At 60.2% G+C, this 18,481-nt stretch carries 17 protein-coding genes and 1 pseudogene; 10 read left to right on the top strand and 8 right to left on the bottom strand.

Annotated elements, in window-relative coordinates; translation table 11 throughout:
- The first annotated feature begins 193 nt into the window (after window positions 1–193).
- Together rplU and rpmA are read left to right on the top strand one after the other, a co-directional pair.
- Window positions 194–532 carry a 50S ribosomal protein L21 gene (rplU, locus tag GRAN_RS09845; protein ID WP_128912700.1) on the top strand — a complete coding sequence of 113 codons (339 nt, stop codon included), beginning with the start codon at window positions 194–196 and terminating at the stop codon, window positions 530–532.
- Between the two features lie 64 nt (window positions 533–596).
- Complete coding sequence (rpmA, locus tag GRAN_RS09840; protein ID WP_128912699.1) at window positions 597–869, top strand: 50S ribosomal protein L27; 273 nt, start codon at window positions 597–599, stop codon at window positions 867–869.
- A gap of 52 nt (window positions 870–921) precedes the next feature.
- Here rpmA and GRAN_RS09835 read toward each other — a convergent pair whose 3' ends face one another.
- From GRAN_RS09835 to rpsU, 4 genes and pseudogenes are all read right to left on the bottom strand, one after another.
- On the bottom strand, window positions 922–1,806 hold the full coding sequence (locus GRAN_RS09835) for an MBL fold metallo-hydrolase (RefSeq protein WP_128912698.1): 885 nt from the start codon (window positions 1,804–1,806) through the stop codon (window positions 922–924).
- A 22-nt stretch (window positions 1,807–1,828) separates the two neighbouring features.
- Window positions 1,829–2,140 (bottom strand): CxxC-x17-CxxC domain-containing protein, encoded by a 312-nt coding sequence (locus GRAN_RS09830; protein ID WP_241654493.1) that lies wholly within the window; start codon window positions 2,138–2,140, stop codon window positions 1,829–1,831.
- Between the two features lie 12 nt (window positions 2,141–2,152).
- Window positions 2,153–2,284 (bottom strand): annotated as a pseudogene (locus tag GRAN_RS26635) (zinc-ribbon domain containing protein); the annotation flags it as partial.
- Between the two features lie 279 nt (window positions 2,285–2,563).
- Entirely contained in the window at window positions 2,564–2,761 is a 198-nt protein-coding gene (gene rpsU, locus GRAN_RS09825; RefSeq protein ID WP_013581735.1) for a 30S ribosomal protein S21, read from the bottom strand.
- Window positions 2,762–2,898: 137 nt separating this feature from the next.
- Between rpsU and GRAN_RS09820 the strand changes: the two genes are divergently transcribed.
- Entirely contained in the window at window positions 2,899–3,414 is a 516-nt protein-coding gene (locus GRAN_RS09820) for a gamma carbonic anhydrase family protein (protein ID WP_128912696.1), read from the top strand.
- A 192-nt stretch (window positions 3,415–3,606) separates the two neighbouring features.
- A complete protein-coding gene (gene hisS, locus GRAN_RS09815) occupies window positions 3,607–4,911 on the top strand; it encodes a histidine--tRNA ligase (protein WP_128912695.1) in 1,305 nt (434 codons plus the stop codon).
- 25 nt (window positions 4,912–4,936) lie between these two features.
- On the opposite strand, the gene GRAN_RS09810 is transcribed toward hisS, so the two are convergent.
- Window positions 4,937–5,338, bottom strand: coding sequence for a DUF1801 domain-containing protein (locus tag GRAN_RS09810; protein WP_128912694.1), 402 nt, complete (start codon window positions 5,336–5,338; stop codon window positions 4,937–4,939).
- A 166-nt stretch (window positions 5,339–5,504) separates the two neighbouring features.
- Between GRAN_RS09810 and GRAN_RS09805 the strand changes: the two genes are divergently transcribed.
- The 5 genes from GRAN_RS09805 to aspS are packed head-to-tail and all read left to right on the top strand — an operon-like array spanning window position 5,505 to window position 13,098.
- Complete coding sequence (locus GRAN_RS09805; protein WP_128912693.1) at window positions 5,505–6,089, top strand: gluconate 2-dehydrogenase subunit 3 family protein; 585 nt, start codon at window positions 5,505–5,507, stop codon at window positions 6,087–6,089.
- On the top strand, window positions 6,086–7,792 hold the full coding sequence (locus GRAN_RS09800; protein WP_128912692.1) for a GMC oxidoreductase: 1,707 nt from the start codon (window positions 6,086–6,088) through the stop codon (window positions 7,790–7,792). The genes GRAN_RS09805 and GRAN_RS09800 overlap by 4 nt, the downstream gene beginning before the upstream one ends.
- Before the next feature lie 36 nt (window positions 7,793–7,828).
- Complete coding sequence (locus GRAN_RS09795; RefSeq protein WP_128912691.1) at window positions 7,829–10,492, top strand: hypothetical protein; 2,664 nt, start codon at window positions 7,829–7,831, stop codon at window positions 10,490–10,492.
- Window positions 10,493–10,535: 43 nt separating this feature from the next.
- A complete protein-coding gene (locus tag GRAN_RS09790; RefSeq protein WP_128912690.1) occupies window positions 10,536–11,216 on the top strand; it encodes a YukJ family protein in 681 nt (226 codons plus the stop codon).
- 28 nt (window positions 11,217–11,244) lie between these two features.
- Window positions 11,245–13,098, top strand: coding sequence for an aspartate--tRNA ligase (gene aspS / locus GRAN_RS09785; protein WP_128912689.1), 1,854 nt, complete (start codon window positions 11,245–11,247; stop codon window positions 13,096–13,098).
- Window positions 13,099–13,109: 11 nt separating this feature from the next.
- On the opposite strand, the gene GRAN_RS09780 is transcribed toward aspS, so the two are convergent.
- From GRAN_RS09780 to GRAN_RS09770, 3 genes are all read right to left on the bottom strand, one after another.
- Complete coding sequence (locus GRAN_RS09780) at window positions 13,110–13,868, bottom strand: RNA methyltransferase (protein ID WP_241654440.1); 759 nt, start codon at window positions 13,866–13,868, stop codon at window positions 13,110–13,112.
- A gap of 89 nt (window positions 13,869–13,957) precedes the next feature.
- Complete coding sequence (locus GRAN_RS09775) at window positions 13,958–14,962, bottom strand: YXWGXW repeat-containing protein (RefSeq protein ID WP_192897989.1); 1,005 nt, start codon at window positions 14,960–14,962, stop codon at window positions 13,958–13,960.
- Window positions 14,963–15,135: 173 nt separating this feature from the next.
- Complete coding sequence (locus tag GRAN_RS09770) at window positions 15,136–16,251, bottom strand: alkene reductase (protein WP_128912686.1); 1,116 nt, start codon at window positions 16,249–16,251, stop codon at window positions 15,136–15,138.
- A 189-nt stretch (window positions 16,252–16,440) separates the two neighbouring features.
- Between GRAN_RS09770 and dnaG the strand changes: the two genes are divergently transcribed.
- Entirely contained in the window at window positions 16,441–18,237 is a 1,797-nt protein-coding gene (dnaG, locus tag GRAN_RS09765; RefSeq protein WP_128912685.1) for a DNA primase, read from the top strand.
- Window positions 18,238–18,481 lie beyond the last annotated feature (244 nt).

The raw sequence follows: 18,481 nt of genomic DNA, 5'->3' as shown, positions 1-18,481 counted from the left end.
TTGACGCTATACTCATCAAGTTTGGCGATTGCATCCGGACCCCGGTTGCATGGCCTACAGTTCCATCCCGGCGGTCGGTAGCAAACGAGACTGCGGTGGTCCGGAACGGCTGGCTCGATGCAGTTCTCCTGTATGCGCCCCAGGTAAACTCAATAAAGGAAGCGCCGTACTCCGGCGCCCAAGGTTTTTAGCTATGTATGCAGTGATCAAGACTGGCGGCAAGCAGTACCGCGTAACCCCCGGCGACACCCTCAAGATCGAAACCACCGCCAACGAGAACGGCAACATCGAGTTCGCCGATGTTCTCGCCGTCAGCGCAGAAGAGGGCAAGTTCGAGTCTGAGCTCACCGGAGCCAAGGTTCTCGCCTCCGTCGTCGGCACGGGCCGCGGCGAGAAGATTCTCGTCTTCAAGCTCAAGCGCAAGAAGCAGTACAAGAAGATGCAGGGACACCGCCAGAACTACGTTGAAGTCAAGATCAACGAGATCCTGGTCAACGGCCGCAGCTTCAAGCAGGAAGCAAAGACTGCTTAGGTTTTAGTTTCGAATTTTGAGAGCGCTGAGAGCCCCGAGGGCTGGCGCGGAAGAGGCGATTGAAATGGCACATAAAAAGGGACTTGGATCATCGAAGAACGGCCGCGATTCGAACGCGCAGCGCCTCGGCGTCAAGCGCTTCGGCGGCCAGGTAGTCACCGGAGGCTCCATCCTGGTTCGCCAGCGCGGAACACCGCTCAAGCCCGGCGCGAACGTCGGCCGTGGCAAGGACGACACCTTGTTCGCCAAGATCGACGGCGTGGTCCGCTTCCAGGATCGCGGTCAGTTCGGACGCTTCGTCTCGATCGACCCGATCGCAGTAGCCGCCACCGCTTAACTGGAACTCGCACCACTCAGAATCAGCCTCGCCCCGGCGAGGCTTTTCTGCGTTAACCCAGCACCCGTGCCACCGGCTTGCCTTTTTCATTCATCTCGATCCGCGCAACCGGCGTCTCGTGATCGTGAGTAAACAACACGTCCCACTTCTCCGGAATCGCTCGCGCAAGAAACCGCTTCTTCTCCGCGATCGTCCGCACCGGATCGAGATCGTAAGCCATCACCCAGCTCGGATCGAGATGATGTGAAGTCGGAATGAGGTCCCCGATATAGCAAGCTCGAACCGAGGATCCAGAAAGCGACCTCGACTCGATGTGAACAGCCATCATCTGCGCCGTATGCCCGGGAAAACACTCAACCGAGACTCCAGGAACGATCTCCGCTGAATCACCTTCAATCAAGGCCATCTGCCCCGAATCGACCAAAGGATCATAGTTCGGAGAAAGATAGCTCACTTTGTCCCGATCGAGCTGCAGATGTCCGTGATCAACCTCACCCGCATGCGCAAAGTATCGTGCATTCGGGAATGTCGGCTTCACCGAGCCATCAGCAAGCAACGTGGTATTCCACCCGCAGTGATCGAAGTGCAGATGTGTATTGATCACCACATCCACTTCCTCAGGGCGAATTCCGGCAGCCGCCAGAGAATCCGGCAGAAGCTCCTGATTCCCCTGAAGCTCCCGCATCTTCGCGCTCTGCTTGTTCCCGATCCCCGTCTCGATCAGGACTGTATGCTGTCCCGTCCGAACAACAGCCGTATTCAGCCCAAGCCGAATCCGGTTAGCGTCATCCGCACGAATCCGCTTCTCCCAAAGCGGCTTCGGGACGACGCCAAACATCGCTCCGCCATCCAGCAGATACGTTCCATCACTGCAGATGGTGAGCTCGAAGTCGCCAATAGCTCTCCGCGTCCTCACCAGACGCGATTCGTCATCCATGCAGATACTCTAGCCCAGGGAACTAAGCCTGAGGAGCTGCAACCGAAGCCATCTCGACTATCGAAGGACTGCGTTCAAGCGCAGCGACATTAGAAGCCGCGGCAACCAGCTCAGCCGTAGCCTGCATCGTCGCAGCAGCCGGCGTAGCGACGCCCTGCACCGCCGGACCGCGCTTCGTCTGGAAGCACTGCCGGCAGAGCACAGGTCTTCCCTGAGTCGGCTTGAACGGTACGGTGGTCTCTATGCCGCAGTCCGAGCACATGGTCCTCGTCTCGGTCCTCGAGATCCCAGCCGCAGCCGGTCCTGTACCTTTGCCAGCCGCCTCAGCCACCATGTTCGCTCGTCGCGATTTACATGGCTTGCAGCGTTTGGGATCGTTCTTGAATTGTTTATCGAGGAAAAACAGCTGCTCGCCGGCAGTAAAGATGAACTCCTGTCGGCAATCGGCACAAGTTAGCAGACGGTCCACGAAATCCATGTCACTTCTCCCAGTCGTACGGAAAAAGGATGATGGCTCTACCGGCAGGCAGACAAAGGCCTGGCCGCGAGCGATCAAGCTTTAAAGCGGGGCCCGGGCACTGCTAATGTGAGAGACGGTCAATTCGGGCGGGGTAGCGAAGACGGACGCTGCGCGCGAGTTCTACCGAATGGCGCTCTCTCGATGGAGAAACGCTCTGTCGAATCTTCCGGACGGCCACGTTCAGCGGCCGTCCGGTCTAGCAGACGCAGCAAACTAGAAATCTCCAGTTCCTGCGAGTTAGTCCTGTTCCTTGCGAACCTTCTTACGATTACGCTTCCGCGCAAGCGCTTCCTTTACGCGCTTCTTCTCACCTGGTTTCAGGTAAAAAGAGTGACGCTTTACTTCCTTGATGATGTCCTCGGTCTGAACCTTGCGCTTGAAGCGGCGCAACGCGTTCTCGAGAGGCTCACCTTCCTGTACACGAATCTCTGCCAAGAGAAATACACCTCATCCCGTCCCTGATTGGGCAATGTTAAGAATACTCTACCCTTTAGGAATCCTACGAATCTATCCGGGAAATCTTTCAGTAGCATGCAACCCGCCGTGAAAATACGCAAGCGTAAAATGCGTGAATGCTGCGCAGTTTTCAGGGTATAAGCCCAATTATTCCCACTACCTGCTACATCGACACCTCCGCCCAGGTTATAGGCGATGTCATGCTTGGCGAACACTCCTCCGTCTGGATGAACGCTGTGCTCCGTGGCGACGTCAACTCCATCCGAATTGGCTCGAAATCGAATGTCCAGGACTGCGCCGTTCTGCATGGCATGCGACATCTTTACCCTGTGGTCGTCGGGGATCTCGTCACGATTGGGCACAATGCTACCGTTCACGGCTGCGTGCTGGAAGATGCTGTATTGATTGGGATTGGGGCTACAGTGCTCAATAATGCCCGTATTGGCGAAGGTTCCATCATTGCTGCAGGAGCGGTCATTCCGGAGCATATGGTGATTCCGCCACGCTCGCTCGTCGCTGGCGTTCCGGGAAAGATCCGGCGCACCGTTGAGGATGCGGATCGGGAACTTATTCTGAAGTACGCTCACAACTACCTTGACTACACGAAGATCTACCTTGCGGAGCAGAAATAGGCCGTTTTTGTACGGTAGAACGTGGTCCAATGTACGGTAAACGTGGACAACGGTTAGCCACTTCGCGTGGTGAAGGGTGCGTCTTTATTGGTGATTCGCGTTTAAGTGACATGTTTTTCGTGGTAGGTGGTGCGAGTGGGAGTCTCCGGGGGCTCGATTGTCAAGTGGCCCCCCTTCGATAGACTGATCCTTATGTCATCTGCTTCCATCAAGGCCGTGCGGGGCACCCGCGACCTTCTCCCGCCCGAGACCGAGCTCTGGAACCGCGTCGAGGCCACCGCCCGCGCCGTATTCGCCCGCTACCACTTCGGCGAAATCCGCACCCCTCTTTTCGAAGACACCAGCCTCTTTGCACGGGGCGTGGGCGAAGAGACCGACATCGTCTCGAAGGAGATGTACACGTGGGAAGACCGCGCCCGCGCCGCGAGCGAAAAACCACAGTCCCTCACCCTGCGGCCTGAAAATACCGCTGGCGTCGTCCGGTCTTATATTGAGCACAAGCTGGGTGACACCGGAAATCTTCAGAAGCTTTTTTACATCGGCCCGCAGTTCCGCCGCGAGCGCCCTCAGCGCGGTCGCTACCGCCAGTTTTGGCAGATCGGCGCTGAAGTGATTGGCCCGCCGTCCTCCGGGTCAGAGTCCCCCATCCGCGACGCCGAGGTCCTCGAGATGCTTGCCACTCTTCTCGACGAACTTGGCATCACCGGCTGGAACCTCCAGCTCAACTCCGTCGGCTCTGCGACCGATCGACCGCGCTATGTCGCTGCCCTACGCGAGGCTCTCGCTCCCATCAAGGACCGTCTCTGCCCCGATAACCAGCGCCGCGCCGAGACCAACCCCCTTCGCGTCCTCGACTCCAAGGACGAGGCCGACCAGGACCTCATCAACGCGCTGCCCAAGATCGCCGACTTCCTCGATGAGGCATCTACGAGCCACTTCCAGCAGGTGCTGGCGGCACTTGATGCGTGCGGCGTCCCCTACACCGTAAACCCACGCCTCGTCCGAGGCCTTGACTATTACACCCGCACCACCTTCGAGTTCACCCACTCGGTGGGCCTCGGCAGCCAGAACGCCCTGCTCGGCGGCGGCAGATATGACGGGCTCTCGGAGATGCTCGGAGGTCCCCGCGCACCCGGTATCGGCTTCGCCATCGGCGAAGACCGCCTCATCCTCACGCTGCAGGCCCAGGCCGAGGCCGCTGGAACCTCCTCCGCCACAGACAAGATCGACGCGTACATCGCCCCCATGGGTGCAGCCCAGAACGCTTCCGCCCTTGCCCTCGCCCGCTCACTTCGACGCGAAGGCCTCTCTATTGAGACTGGCGATGGAACCTTCCGTCTGAAGAAATCCTTCGACACCGCCGACAAGATCGCCCGCCATATCGTCATCCTCGGGGAAGACGAAGCCGCCACCAATACCTACACTGTCAAGACCTTTGCCACCGGCATCCAGTCCAAGATTGAACGCTCCGCCCTCACCGCCGCACTGCTAGCATGATCGACTGCTCAGGGCGCGTGCTGAGCTAGTCGTTTTCCACGCGTGCCTTCATATCCGAGTACGCCACCTCGATGAGTCTCCTGAGCGAGGTGGCGTCGAATGCCGTGTCCGGTTTTAGCTTCACATGCCGCATGCACTTGCCGCTGCCCTGCAACAGGCGGGCAGGATCCGGCAACCCTGCCCCTTGAAAGAACCCCACATTGACGTGCGAGGTGAAGACATTGACGTAACCGAACGGCCAATCGCCGAGGCACGCCACCGGGCAGCCGTCATGCAGAATCTCCAGCACTTCGTCCCCACATGCCCGCATCTCCTCAAACCACTCGCGCGCAATCTCTCCTAAATCTCCCCCGCGCTCCTTCAGCCACGCATCGATGCCAGGATCGCGTCTCATTGCCCCGTCGAGCCGCAGTAACTGTGCTCTCATCGCCGCTCCGTTCCCGCCTGGCGATCCATGTGTACCCTGTATCCGGGGATCACGTCAAAATAAAGTAGGAACAAATCACCGCGTTGAGACCTATCCCCACGGAAGCGTATCGTCTAGACGATAGTGCATTTGCACTCAACAGCAATCACGCCCGGACGGAGTTTTCATGGATCGACGCGAAGTACTCAGGCTTCTTGCCTCAACCGCAGCCCTTTCGGCTCTCCCGCTGGAGGCGATGCAGGCCATCCACCATGCAAGCGCGAAGGTTGCCAAGTCCTACACGCTGAAGACCCTGAACCCGCACCAGAACGCCACCGTTACTACGATCGCCGAGCTCATCATCCCGGCAACCGACACCCCGGGCGCCAAGGGTGCGAAGGTCAACGAGTTCATAGACCTTCTCCTCACCGAGTGGTTCGAACCCTCTGAAAAGCAGGAGTTTCTCGCCGGCCTCGACGACGTCGACGCTCGGACGAAGGCTAAATTCTCCGCCGTGTTTGTCTCCTGTACTCCCAAGCAACAGACTGAACTGCTCACTGAGCTTGACGCCGCCGCCATGGAGTTCGCGGCCGCCCAGAAGAAGACACTTCAGACCCACGCCGCTCCCCCTCCGCAGAACTTCTTCTACCAGATGAAGAAGCTCACGCTCGCTGGCTACTACACGTCCGAGATCGGCTTCTCTCAGGAACTCGGCAAGAGCATCATTCCACCAGAACACGCCGGCTGCGCCCCGGTAAAGGGGGCAGCATGATCATCCAGGCAGCGAATATCAAGAGCGCAAACACCAACACCTACGACGCCATCGTCATCGGCTCCGGCATTACGGGAGGCTGGGCGGCCAAGGAGCTCACGGAAAAGGGGCTGCAGACACTCGTCCTCGAAGCGGGTCAGAGCATCGTTCCCGAGAAGGATTACGTTGAGCACGTCCCACCGTGGGAGGTGAAGTTCCGCGGTATGCGGGACCGCCAGTACGAGAAGGTCCACCGCGAGCGCCAGAAGCATATCGGCGACGAGTGGAATGCTAAGTTCTTCGTCGACGACGTCGAAAACCCATACACCACACCGCCCGACCAGCCCTACCTCTTCCTGCGTGGGCGTCACGTCGGCGGACGCTCCGTCATGTGGGGCCGCCAGAGCTATCGCTGGAGCGATTACGACTTCGAGGGCAATCTCAAGGACGGCATCGCCATCGACTGGCCCATCCGCTACAAGGACATCGAGCCATGGTACGGCTACGTGGAAGACTGGATTGGCGTCAGCGGCCAGGCCGAAAACCTGCCACAGCTTCCCGACAGCCACTTTCTCCCGCCCATGGAGCTGAATTGCGCCGAAGAGCACATGCGTGACGTCATCGCGCAGAAGTTTCCGGACCGCCGCCTCACCATCGGCCGCACCGCCATCCTCACCAAGGACCACAATGGTCGCTACGCCTGCCACTACTGTGGGCCGTGCGCTCGCGGCTGTATCACCCGCTCGTACTTCTCGAGCATTCACTCGACCCTGCCTGCGGCTGAAAAGACCGGCAAGCTTACGATGCGGCCATTCAGCGTCGTACACAGCCTCATCTTTGATTCGAATACGCGACGCATCACGGGTGTTCGCGTCATCGATGGTCAGACCAAGCAGCCAATCGAGTTTTACGCCAAGGTTGTGTTCCTCTGCGCCTCCACGCTTGAGTCGGCACGCATCCTGCTGAACTCGGCTACCCCGGAGTTCTCGACCGGCCTCGCGAACTCCTCGGGGCAGGTTGGCCGCAACCTCATGGACCACATGATGGGGAGCGGAGCCAGCGGCCTCATCCCCGGACATGAGGATCGCCAGCAGCTCGGCAACCGCCCCAACGGCATCTTCGTTCCCCGCTTCCGCAACATCAACGACAAGCACCCCGACTTCCTCCGCGGCTACGGTTTCCAAGGCGGAGGCGCCCGCGACGACTGGGGCCGTGGCAGCGAAACCCCCGGCTTCGGAGCCGACTTTAAGAAGTCGCTGAAACAGCCGGGCCCATGGCGGTTCACCTTCGCTGGCTTCGCCGAGTGCCTCTCCAACCCCGACAACCGCTTGGAGCTCGACAAGGAGAAGGTGGACGCCTGGGGCATCCCAGCCATGAAAATCAGCGCCAAGTGGCGCGATAACGAGTGGGCGCTCTTCAAGGACGCCAACAACACCGCGGTCGAGATGCTCGAAGCTGCCGGCGCCAAAGACATCACGCTGCGGAACTCGCCATCGGCTCCGGGCGAGGGGATTCACGAAATGGGTTCGGCTCGCATGGGTCGTGACCCGAAGACCTCGGTTCTCAACAGTTGGAACCAGGCGCATGACGTGAAGAACCTGTTCATTACCGATGGATCGTTTATGGTCTCGTCGGGATGGCAGAACCCATCGCTCACTTATATGGCGATGACGGCTCGCGCCTGCGATTATGCGGTGAAGCAGATGAAGCTCGGAGAGATTTAGGCTGCACCAACCGGATGCCGCCGCGAAGAGGTCACGTTGAACCTGGAAACTACCCGTAGACGGTTCATGCAGCTTGCGGCGGCGGCCACTTCTGTCTCTGGACATGGCCTGGGAGCGGCGACGCGGTTCTCTGGCTATGTCGCGATTGAGGCCGATCCTTCGGATGAAAGGACCAGGACGCCTGGCGTAGCCTGGGCCATCGAGCAGTTGCGAGCTTCGCTCAAAGAGCGCGGTATGCCTACCCAGGGCAATGGCGAGCCGTCGATAAGGATTCGGGTCGCTTCTTTTTCGAGCTCAACGGTCGGACAATTTTCGTTGCCTCAGGGCCGAAGCCCGGAGATGCTTGCGATCATTCCTGGAGGTAAAGGCAGCCGGTCTTTGCTCGTGAGCGGCACGGATGCGCGTGGGCTGGTGTACGGGCTTCTCGAAGTCGCCGACCGGGTACGTTCCTCGGACGACGTTCTCGCCGCACTGACGTTGCATGAACCTCTGGTTGAGACGACACCAAACCGGGTTCGCAGCGTCGCAAGGGCATTCTGCTCGGAGGTTGAAGATAAGCCCTGGTTCTATGACCGCGTCTTCTGGGGCAGGTATCTTGATTCTCTTGCCTTCGCTCGATTCAATCGCTTTAACTTCACCCTGGGTATTGGGTACGACTTTCCTAGAGGAGTTACTGGTGACTATCTACACTTTCCCTATCCCTATCTCCTGCGGATGGCGGCTTATCCTGATGTCCGCGTCGATCCTCCGCTTGCACCGGGTGAGCGCGAGAAGAACCTGGAGATGCTTCAATTCATAGCAGCCGAAACCGAGCGGCGCGGACTCGATTTCCAACTTGGCGTGTGGACCCATGCGTACGAATGGACGGACAGTCCTAACTCGGACCATCACATCCTCGGGCTCACACCGGTGACGCATGCTGCCTACTGCCGCGATGCGCTTTCGGAGTTGCTGAAGCGGTGTCCGCAGATCAGGGGCGTCACTCTTCGGGTTCATGGGGAGAGCGGTATTCCCGAGGGAAGCTACGACTTCTGGCAGACGGTTTTCGAGGCCTTTCCACGCGCGGGTCGGCCGATTGAGATCGACATGCATGCCAAAGGGCTCGACGACAGGATGATCGAGATCGGGCACGGAACTGGGATGCGTCTTACAGCCGGCGCGAAGTTCTGGGCTGAACATCTCGGGATTGGCTATCACCAGGCCGATATCCGGGCGACCGAGTATCCGCGCCAGAACGTTACAGGAACCTTTGCGGTTTCGAATGGCGCGAGAAACTTTACGCGCTATGGCTATGGCGATTTCTACAATGAAAAAAGCAGTGTGGAGCTTCTCTACCGCGTGTGGCCCGGCACGCAGAAGCATCTGCTGTGGGGAGATCCCGCGCTTGCTTCCGGCTATGGCCGGGCGGCGAACTTCTGTGGCGCTGCGGGAATGGAACTCTGCGAGCCGCTCTTCTTCAAGGGCCGTGAGGGTTCAGGTCACAGCGAAGGTCGCGATGCCTACCTGAGTCGCCAGCTTGGTCCCGCGAGGCTCGATACCGATAAGTTCGACGTGACGTACTTTGCGTGGGGCCGCTATCTCTACAACCCCGACACCCCACCCGATGCGTATCGACGTCTCCTCAAGCGAACCTACGGAGACTCGGGGGAACACATCGAGATCGCGCTCGCGAACTCCAGCCGCATCTTGCCGCTCGTTACGACGGCGTGGCTTCCCTCGGCCTCGAATCACTCGTTATGGGTCGAGATGTATTCACCCATATCCGTGCTTCCGGTGAAGGGGAAACCCCTCTATAGCGACTCGCCTGTGCCGCACAATGTCAGCAGCGTGAGCCCGCTGGACCCGCAGTTGTTTCTCACCATCGATGGCTATGCCCAGGCGCTCGTGAGTAAAAGAGCAACCGCAAAGTACAACCCACTCGAAGTCGCGCGGTGGATCGATGAGATGGTGGCGCAGTCGACGACCGCTCTCGCGAAGGCAAGAAAAACGACGGCGGGACGTATGGCTTCGCCGGCGTTTCGGCGCGCGGAAGAAGATATTCTCATCCTCAACGGCCTCGGGCGTTATTTCGCGGCACTGTTTCGGACGGCGTCGTGCTATTCCCTCTTTGAGATGACCGGTGACACCAAGGCATCGGCAAAAGCGATGGAGTTCTATCGCATCGCGCTCACCTCGTGGAAGGAGTTCTCAGCGGTATCGAAACCTGTCTACATGAGCGACGTGAGCTATGGTTCGGTCGCCGAGCGCCGTGGACACTGGGCCGATCGTCTTCCTGCTATCGAGACAGACGTCGCCTCGCTCGAACAGTACTTTGCTGCAGCCACCGTCGCGAAGACGGGACTTGATGGGGCGGCGCTTCTGGATGTTTCCAAGAAGCGATGGACCCCAACGCTCAGTCACACCGCTCCGCAGACGTTTCATCCAGGAAGCGATCTCGAACTCAGTGCGAAGGCCGACCAACCGGTTCTAGAAGCCACGCTCTGGTATCGACATGTGACCCACGCCGAACGTTGGCTCTCAGTGAGCATGGAACGAAACGACCGCACGTTCACTGCTTCGATCCCAGCGACCTACACGCAGTCGCCTTTTCCGCTCCAATACTACTTCGAGCTTCGGAGTGAGAACGACGCCACTCTTTACCCGGCGCTGAATGCCACGCTATCAAACCAGCCCTATTTCGCCGTTTATAAGCGAACATAACTCTATCCATCCGGAGCGTTAGCTCCTAGCGACAAGGCCCCTTATGCCCATCACCAACTACAGCGTCCTCAAAGGCAGACCCACCGCCGGCAAGATCGTCAAAGGCAGCGGCGGAACACACTATCAAATCAGCGTCACGGCCTCCGGCGGCCCCTTCACCGTAGCTGTGAACATCGTCTCCTCCGATGGCTCCGAAGTCCTTTACGACATCGACCACACCTTCGTCCCACCCGAGTCCACCGGCCTCACCGCCCTTCCCGCGGGCATGACGAGGTTGCAGAGTCAGCCCGGCGGTCTTGCCCTCGACTTCGTCCGCGAACAGATCAACGGCAAACCCATGATCACCCAGGCCGCCATGACCCTCCTGCCCAAACCCTCCATCGCCGCCAAGGGCAAGAAGCAGCCTGAGAATCTTCGCGCCGAGGCCCTCACCAACGGCGTCACCATGCTCATCGCCCAAGCCATCAAGGATCCCAACAGCACGATCTACGCCTTCGGGAGCTCCTACGCCGACTCCGGCAAGGTCGACGGCATCCACGACATCCACATGAACCAGGGCAATCCTATCGGCTCCTTTTCGAACGACAACGGCATCTGGCAGGACGGAGCCATCTTCCTTCAGATTCCCACCCTCAACACCAATCCCAGCCGCACGTGGGTAGCCGTCTTCATCGCCTTTCAGACCGAATCGTGGGCCACAGACAAGTCCGGTAACCCCCTCTAGCTCCCAAAGTTCGTACAATAGAACGATTGTGACACTCGACTTTCTAGGAACGCTCCAACGCACGCACTTCTGCGGAGACCTCCGCGCATCCGACGCAGGCACCACTGTCACGCTCATGGGCTGGGTCAACCGCCGCCGCGACCACGGTAATTTGATCTTCCTCGATCTACGCGACCGCACAGGTATTACCCAGATCGTTCTGGATAAGGAAGCTGCTCCCGAAGCTCACGCCAAGGCGGAAGCCTCCCGTCCTGAGTACGTCGTTGCCGTCACTGGAACCGTCCGCCGCCGCGCTGCCGGGCTTGAGAACCCAAACATGCCGACTGGCGAGATCGAGCTCGCGGCCACCAGACTTCTCCTGCTCAACGACGCCAAGACGCCCCCCTTCTCGCCAGCCGAGGACGCCATTGCGAACGAGGAAGTTCGGCTCAAGTATCGCTACCTCGACCTCCGCCGTCCGCAGATGCAGGCGAACTTTCTGCTCCGGCATAAGGTCGCACAGGCCATCCGCGGCTATCTGTCGGATGCGGGCTTCCTCGAGATCGAGACGCCTTTCATGACGCGTTCCACGCCCGAGGGGGCGCGCGACTACCTCGTCCCAAGCCGCGTGCATGGCGGCGAGTTCTACGCGCTGCCGCAGTCGCCGCAGATCTTCAAGCAGATCCTCATGATCTCGGGCTTCGACAAGTACTTCCAGATCGCGCGCTGCTTCCGCGACGAGGATCTCCGCGCCGACCGCCAGCCCGAGTTCACCCAGATCGATCTCGAGATGACGTTTCCGAGCCAGGAGGCCATCTTCAAGACGGTCGAAGGCTTTCTTACCGCTGCATTTAAGGCCGCAGGGATCGATCTGAACGCGCCGTTCATCCAGATGACCTACGACCAGGCGATCGCGAAGTACGGCATCGATAAGCCCGATATGCGGCTGCCGGCGATGGTCGATCTCACTGCCGAATTAACCCCGGAGCTTCGTGAGACGCTCAAGATCGCTCCCGAACTTCCCGTACTTGGCTTCGTCATTCCAAAGGTGGGCGTTCTGAGCGGAACCCAGCGCCGCGCCCTCGCGGAAGAGATTCGCGCGACGTTCGGCGACTCCGGCCTGGACTTCCTCGACGTGGCGCGTCTTCGCACCAACGAGGCGTTCCTTCCACTCGCCGAAGCCATCGCGGCGAAGCTCACGGCAGAGAACATCGTCTTCGGAGCCGGCCCCTTCACGACCGAAGACCTCGCTGTCGTCATCACGCCAAAGCCTGGGACACCGGTTCTTTGGAACTATGATCCGCAGTGGATCTGGAAGCGCGTCGGGGCTCTCCGGCTGCAGCTCGGGCAGAAATTCGCCGACAAGCACGGTCTCTACACCAAGACCAATACAGCCGCCGACTACAAATTCCTCTGGGTGACCGACTTCCCGATGTACGAGTGGGATGAGGAGTCGAAGGTCTGGAACGCTGCTCACCATCCCTTTACTTCTCCCCACGAGGACGACATCACGTCCGGCCGCCTCGTCTCCGACAAGGGCGCCGTCCGGGCACTCGCGTATGACATCGTCCTCAACGGCACCGAGTTGGGCTCGGGCTCGATCCGTATCCACCGCAAGGATGTGCAGGCGGAGATCTTCCGCTCGCTGGGAATGTCGGACGAGGAGGCGAAGGAGCGTTTCGGCTTCTTCCTCGACGCCCTCGAATATGGCACGCCCCCGCACGGCGGCATCGCCCTTGGCATCGATCGCATCGTGATGATCCTGGCTGGAGCGACCAGCCTCCGCGAGGTCATCGCGTTCCCCAAGACTGCAAAGGCTATCGACCTCATGGTCGACGCCCCGAGCCCGGTCAGCGATCAGCAGCTTAAGGAACTGAGCCTCCGCATCGCCACCCGGAGTTGATCGTTCAGAGGTTAGCTACGGAGTTTCCAGAGAGTCTGGCGCAATATGCCAAGCCACGCGGGAACATCCGGTTTCTGTAGCGCCATCCGGTGAACCAGTCGCCGGATGTGCGCAGGGTCGGCCGTCGCCACGTGTCGACGCGTGTATTCGGTCTGCTCCAACATTTCGTAAAGCAGATCGTAGACGCGTTCGATCTCGGCAACATCAGCCGGGCGACTGGGGGCAGGTTCGGGCGCATTCCCCGGTCGAACAAGCTCCCAAAGGCAGACCGCCACAGCCTGCCCGAGATTCATCGAGGGATGCCGCATCCCTTCGTACTGTTCCATCGGGATGGTAAGAAGCAGGTCGCAGTGACTCAACTCTTCGTTGGAGAGGCCGGTCTTCTCCGAGCCAAACAGCAGCGCGATTCGCGCGTCGGGATTCGTCAGGGCGATTCGGAGATGGGGAGCAGCATCCGCGAGACCGAGTAGCGGATGCTGGAGATCCCGTTCGCCCACTGCGGTCGTTCCGAGGACAAGCGTGCAATCAGCTATGGCTTCAGCGATCGTTGGGGTCGCGACGGTAGCCGCGAGCACCTCTGACGCATCAATGGCCGACTTCGCCGCCTCGAGCGGAACCGGGAAGTCATTGACGACCCGAAGGTCGCGGAAACCGAAGTCGTGCATGGCACGGGCCACAGCCCCGATGTTCGAGGGGTTACGGGCACGTACGAGGACGATACGGATGCGATCACGATCCATAAACACCGAGGGAGCAGGGAAACTTGCCACCAAGTCATTTTAGCTGGCGGCCAGACGCAGAAAGACCGGCGCTGGGCCGGTCTCTCTGGTCTTTCGTTGCGCCGCCCTTCCGGTGAGGATCAACGCTTGTGTTCGTCGCCGCCGTGGGGTTCGGCGTGTGGCTGTGGGTGAGCGGCCTGCGGGTGAGCTTGCGGGGCAGGGTGTGCCTGCGGAGCGGCATGAGCTTCCGGGGCAGGACGAGTGGCAGCCTGCGGTGCCGGTCTCGCTCCACCACCAAAACCGCCGGTCTGTGTGGCTGCGTTATGGTTGGCCTGACCAGCAGGCTGACCGGCGTTATTCGGGCGCTGTTGCTGATTCGGTGCTCCACCGCTAGCGACGTGCGGCTGGTTAGCTGCACCGCCTCCAACCGCTCCACGGGCAGGAACAGCTCCCGCAGTCGATCCGGGACGGCTAACGGCAGCCATCTGCGGGTGTCCGCCGTTCGCCTTGGCAAAGTTGGACGGGTTGGCGTGGGCAGCCTGCATGTGGCTCTGCTGCGCAGAGGTCGGAGCGACGTGGTTCTCGTGCTCGGCAGCCATCTCCTGCTGGCTCGGGCGAGCCTGAATACCACCCGGGCCTCCATTGAAGCTGGTGTGGTTGTTCACGGTCACGTTGTTGATGACGGTCCGGTCGACGTAGGTGTTGTGGATGTTCGTCACGCTCACGTTATTGACCGCGGTGTTGTAGGCGAAGTGTCCGCCTTCCCAGCGCCCGCCGCCGAAGCCAACGCCGCCAAAGCCGAAGCCGTAGTTCACGCCACCGTAGAAGCCAACGTGGGGTCCCCAATAACCTTCATGAAAGCCGTAGACACCACCGGCGAAGCCCCAGTAAGGCGGCGTCCAGAGGACTCCGACGCTGGGCGGCTGGACCCAGACGCCGGGAACCCAGTAGTACCCCTCAGGACCGTAGGCCCAATAACCGGGGTTCCAGAGATAACCGTCGCCCGGGCAGATGGGTTGTGCGTAAACGGGCAAAACGGGGGGTGCGAAACCGACCGAGATAAAGATCCCGGCGAACGATGCCGCCGGGGCGATGGCGAGTGCCGCTGCGACCAGAAGCTTGCGAATCGTACCTGCTTTGAACATGCTGTCTCTCCTAACCCGCCACATCCGGCGTTGTGTCTGGCCTTACCGGATGCGGTTCGGGTTGGACCGGCTTGTGAGTGCCGCCGGCCTTTCCTTCGTTCATTCCAACCCACGTGGAACAAGGAAGTTCTGAGCAGAGCGCAGCTTTTAGATGAGATGACAAGTTCGCCTGATTACAAGGCGCTCGCGTAGTCGCTGTATCCCTTAGCGTCGAAGGTGTAAAACGTAGCGCGATCGTAGTCGGTAAGAGGGAGCCCCTTCCGGATCCGAAGCGGGAGGTCGGGATTCGAGATGAAGTGGCGGCCGAAGGCGACTGCGTCCGCGTCTCCCTTTTCGAGGATTGCCTCAGCAGTGTCGGGTTCGAAGCCACCGGCCGCGATGATCCTGTTCTTGAAGATCTTCCTCAGGCGTTCGGAGGCAATCGGGGCCTGTCCCTCGTCGAAGACAATGTTGCCTCGGACGCGTGGCTCGACGATGTGGAGGTAGGCGAGGTCAAACTGGTTAAGCTGCCCAGCGAGGTAGTCGAAGAGCGCTTCCGGGTTGCTGTCGGACATATGGTTCCAGCGGCCGGAGGGTCCGATACGAACCGCCGTACGGTCTCCGCCCCAGACTGAGACCAGCGCCGCCATAACCTCGAGCATGAAGCGGCTCCGGTTTTCGATGGAGCCGCCATACTCGTCGGTACGCTTATTGCTGCCGTCCTGGAGGAACTCGTCGGGTAGGTAACCGTTCGCTCCGTGCAGTTCGACGCCGTCGAAGCCGGCGGCTTTGGCGCGCTCGGCGGCATTGCGGTAGTCCTCGACGATCGCTTTGATCTCGGGAATGGTGAGCGCACGGTGAGGCGAGGGCTGCTGCCAGCCATTGTTAGTAGAGACGAGCGATTTGGGGTCGTTCCAGTAGGACGGGTCGATGTACGGGGCGACGGGAGTTTCGCCGCCGAGAGTGAGGACGTTCGAGGAGCGGCCGGTGTGCCAGAGCTGCGACATGATGAGGCCCCCTTTGGCATGGACAGCCTGGATGACGGCCTTCCAACCTTCGACCTGGGCGTCGGTGAAGAGACCGGGAGCGCCGTACCAGCCGTGGCCCTGAAGGGAGATGGAGGTGGCTTCGGTAATGATGAGACCGCCATCGGACGCACGCTGCGAGTAGTACTCGGCCATGAGCGGGCCGGGGATGTCGCCGGGCTGCTCGGAGCGGGAGCGGGTGAGGGGCGCCATCACAACGCGGTGCTTGAGGGCGAGGGAGCCAAGGTTGACGGGCGCGAACAGCTTTTGCGTGTGGTCGGACATAGGTGTTCTCCTGGGGCGACGTCTGTTTCTTTGTGCCCCGACGATGATTGGATGGAGGCCCCATGGGGATGGCGCATCTCTTTCAGCCCCCTCAGCAGCAGTCCTATCGAGCTATGCGAGCCGCGCTCTCCACAGGCGGCGCCCACCGGACGGGCTAAACTTGAGGTTTGAGGGGCTGGACTCGAATCGATGGCAGATAACTTCGCGCAGACCGTCAAACAGCAGGCCGATATCGTAAAGATCGTCGGCGATTACGTGAAGCTGAAGAAGTCGGGCGCGCAGAATTTTTCGGGGCTTTGCCCATTTCACAAGGAGAAGAGCCCAAGCTTCTCCGTCAATGCGGTGAAGCAGTTCTACCACTGCTTTGGTTGCGGCGAGGGTGGCGACGTCTTCACCTTCGTGATGAAGATGGACAGCGTCAGCTTTCCGGAGGCAGTGAGGGCGGTGGCGGTCAAGGCGGGGGTTCCGCTGCCGAAGCGGGACTTCTCCTCGCCGGAGGAGGCGCGGGAAGCTGGACTGCGACGGCAGCTCATGGAGATCCATGAGGGGGCGACGCAATACTTCGAGGCGATGCTGAAGTCTCCGGAGGCTGCGCGAGGGAGGGAGTACCTGACCGGACGCGGGGTGTCGACCGAGACGATTGCGAAGTTCCGGATCGGCTATGCGCCGGATAGCTTCAACGATATGCGTGACCGTCTCGCGCCACACTTCTCCGAAGAGGTGATGCGAGCCAGCGGAATCTTTACCGCGAAGGAGAACGAGGACGGAAGCTTCGGGCAGATCTATGCGAAGTTCCGCAAACGGATCACATTCCCGATCATGAACGAGCAGGGTCGTGTGATCGCGTTTACAGCGCGCGCTCTCGACGAGACCGACGACAAAGGCCGCACGGTCGCGAAATACATGAACTCGCCGGAGACCCCGCTCTATACGAAGGGGCAGGTGCTCTTCAACCTCGACAAGGCCAAGGGAGACATGCGGGCGCATGACTTCGCCCTCCTGGTCGAGGGACAGATGGACTGCATCTCGGTCTACATGGCTGGGATTCATAACGTCATCGCAACTTCGGGGACGGCGTTCACCGAGATGCAAGTGAGGCTTCTAAGCCGCTTCACCAAGCGCGTGGTGCTCAACTTCGACCCGGATACGGCAGGGGTGGGTGCAGCCGAGAAGTCGATCGAGATGCTCACCGAAGAAGACTTCGAGATCAAGGTGATCATGCTCGAAGGTGGGCTCGATCCCGACCGCTATGTGCGGGAGAAGGGCATTCAAGCCTACATGGAGGCCCTTCGTGGCGCGAAACGGTACTCCGATTACCTGATCGATCGTGCGCGGCAGCAGTTTCCACAAAGAACCGCCGAGGCCAAAGTGAAGGCAATGAACTACCTCCTACCCCACATTCGGCGGATGCCGAACGCGCTCCAGCGGAACGAGTTCGCGCTGGACGCGGCGCAGAAGCTCGGAATCGATTCCGGGATTCTGTTGCAAGAGTTGAAGCAGGCCGCGGCGCAGCGGGTCCAGAGTGTCGCGGCAAAGAAGGTCGAGCCCATAAGCGAGACCGAGGCTGTACTTCTGCGAGCGCTTGTTCTAACTGAGAAAGATCCAGTCCGCGAAGCAGCGGTCGGTCCGCTCTCCGAGCACCCGGAGTGGTACGAAGGCCTCGCGGCAGGAAGCCTGTTCGAGGCGCTGGTGATGGGACCGGCTCCCTCGAATCCACTCGATGCGGCACCGGACGCCGCGGCGCGTTCGATGCTCGCGCGTGCGCTGGCACGATCTCAAGGCGATGAGGCTGCCGCGGGCAGGATCGGGACACCAGTCGAGCAGGTGCAGGCCGCGTTGCTGAACCTCGAGCGGAGGAGTGTTGAGCGGCGGCAGAGGGAACTGCGGACGATGCTCGCGGAGGCGGACCGGCGGGGAGACGGGGGAATGTCTGGAAAGCTTGAGGTGGAGTTGATGGGGCTGATGCGTCGATTGCGAGAGATGTAAGTCGGGCCACCTCAAACCGTGGTGGAATGAAATCAGAGGTTTAGGTGCCAAAGTTTCCAAGTACAACACCAGGTTTCAAGAACAAGCATGGGCAGGTGGTCATGGCCTCGACGGGTTTTCCGTCGGAGTCGTTTGCCGGACAGACGGTGTATCGGATGCACTGTTCGCATTGCGGTCACGACTACGGCTCGAACGGCTGCGATATCCATCTCAGGCGGTGTCCGCGGCATCAGGACGGCGCCAA

It is taken from the genome of Granulicella sibirica (assembly GCF_004115155.1).
Taxonomy (GTDB): Bacteria; Acidobacteriota; Terriglobia; order Terriglobales; family Acidobacteriaceae; genus Edaphobacter; species Edaphobacter sibiricus.
This window is presented reverse-complemented; position numbering and strand designations above follow the sequence as displayed.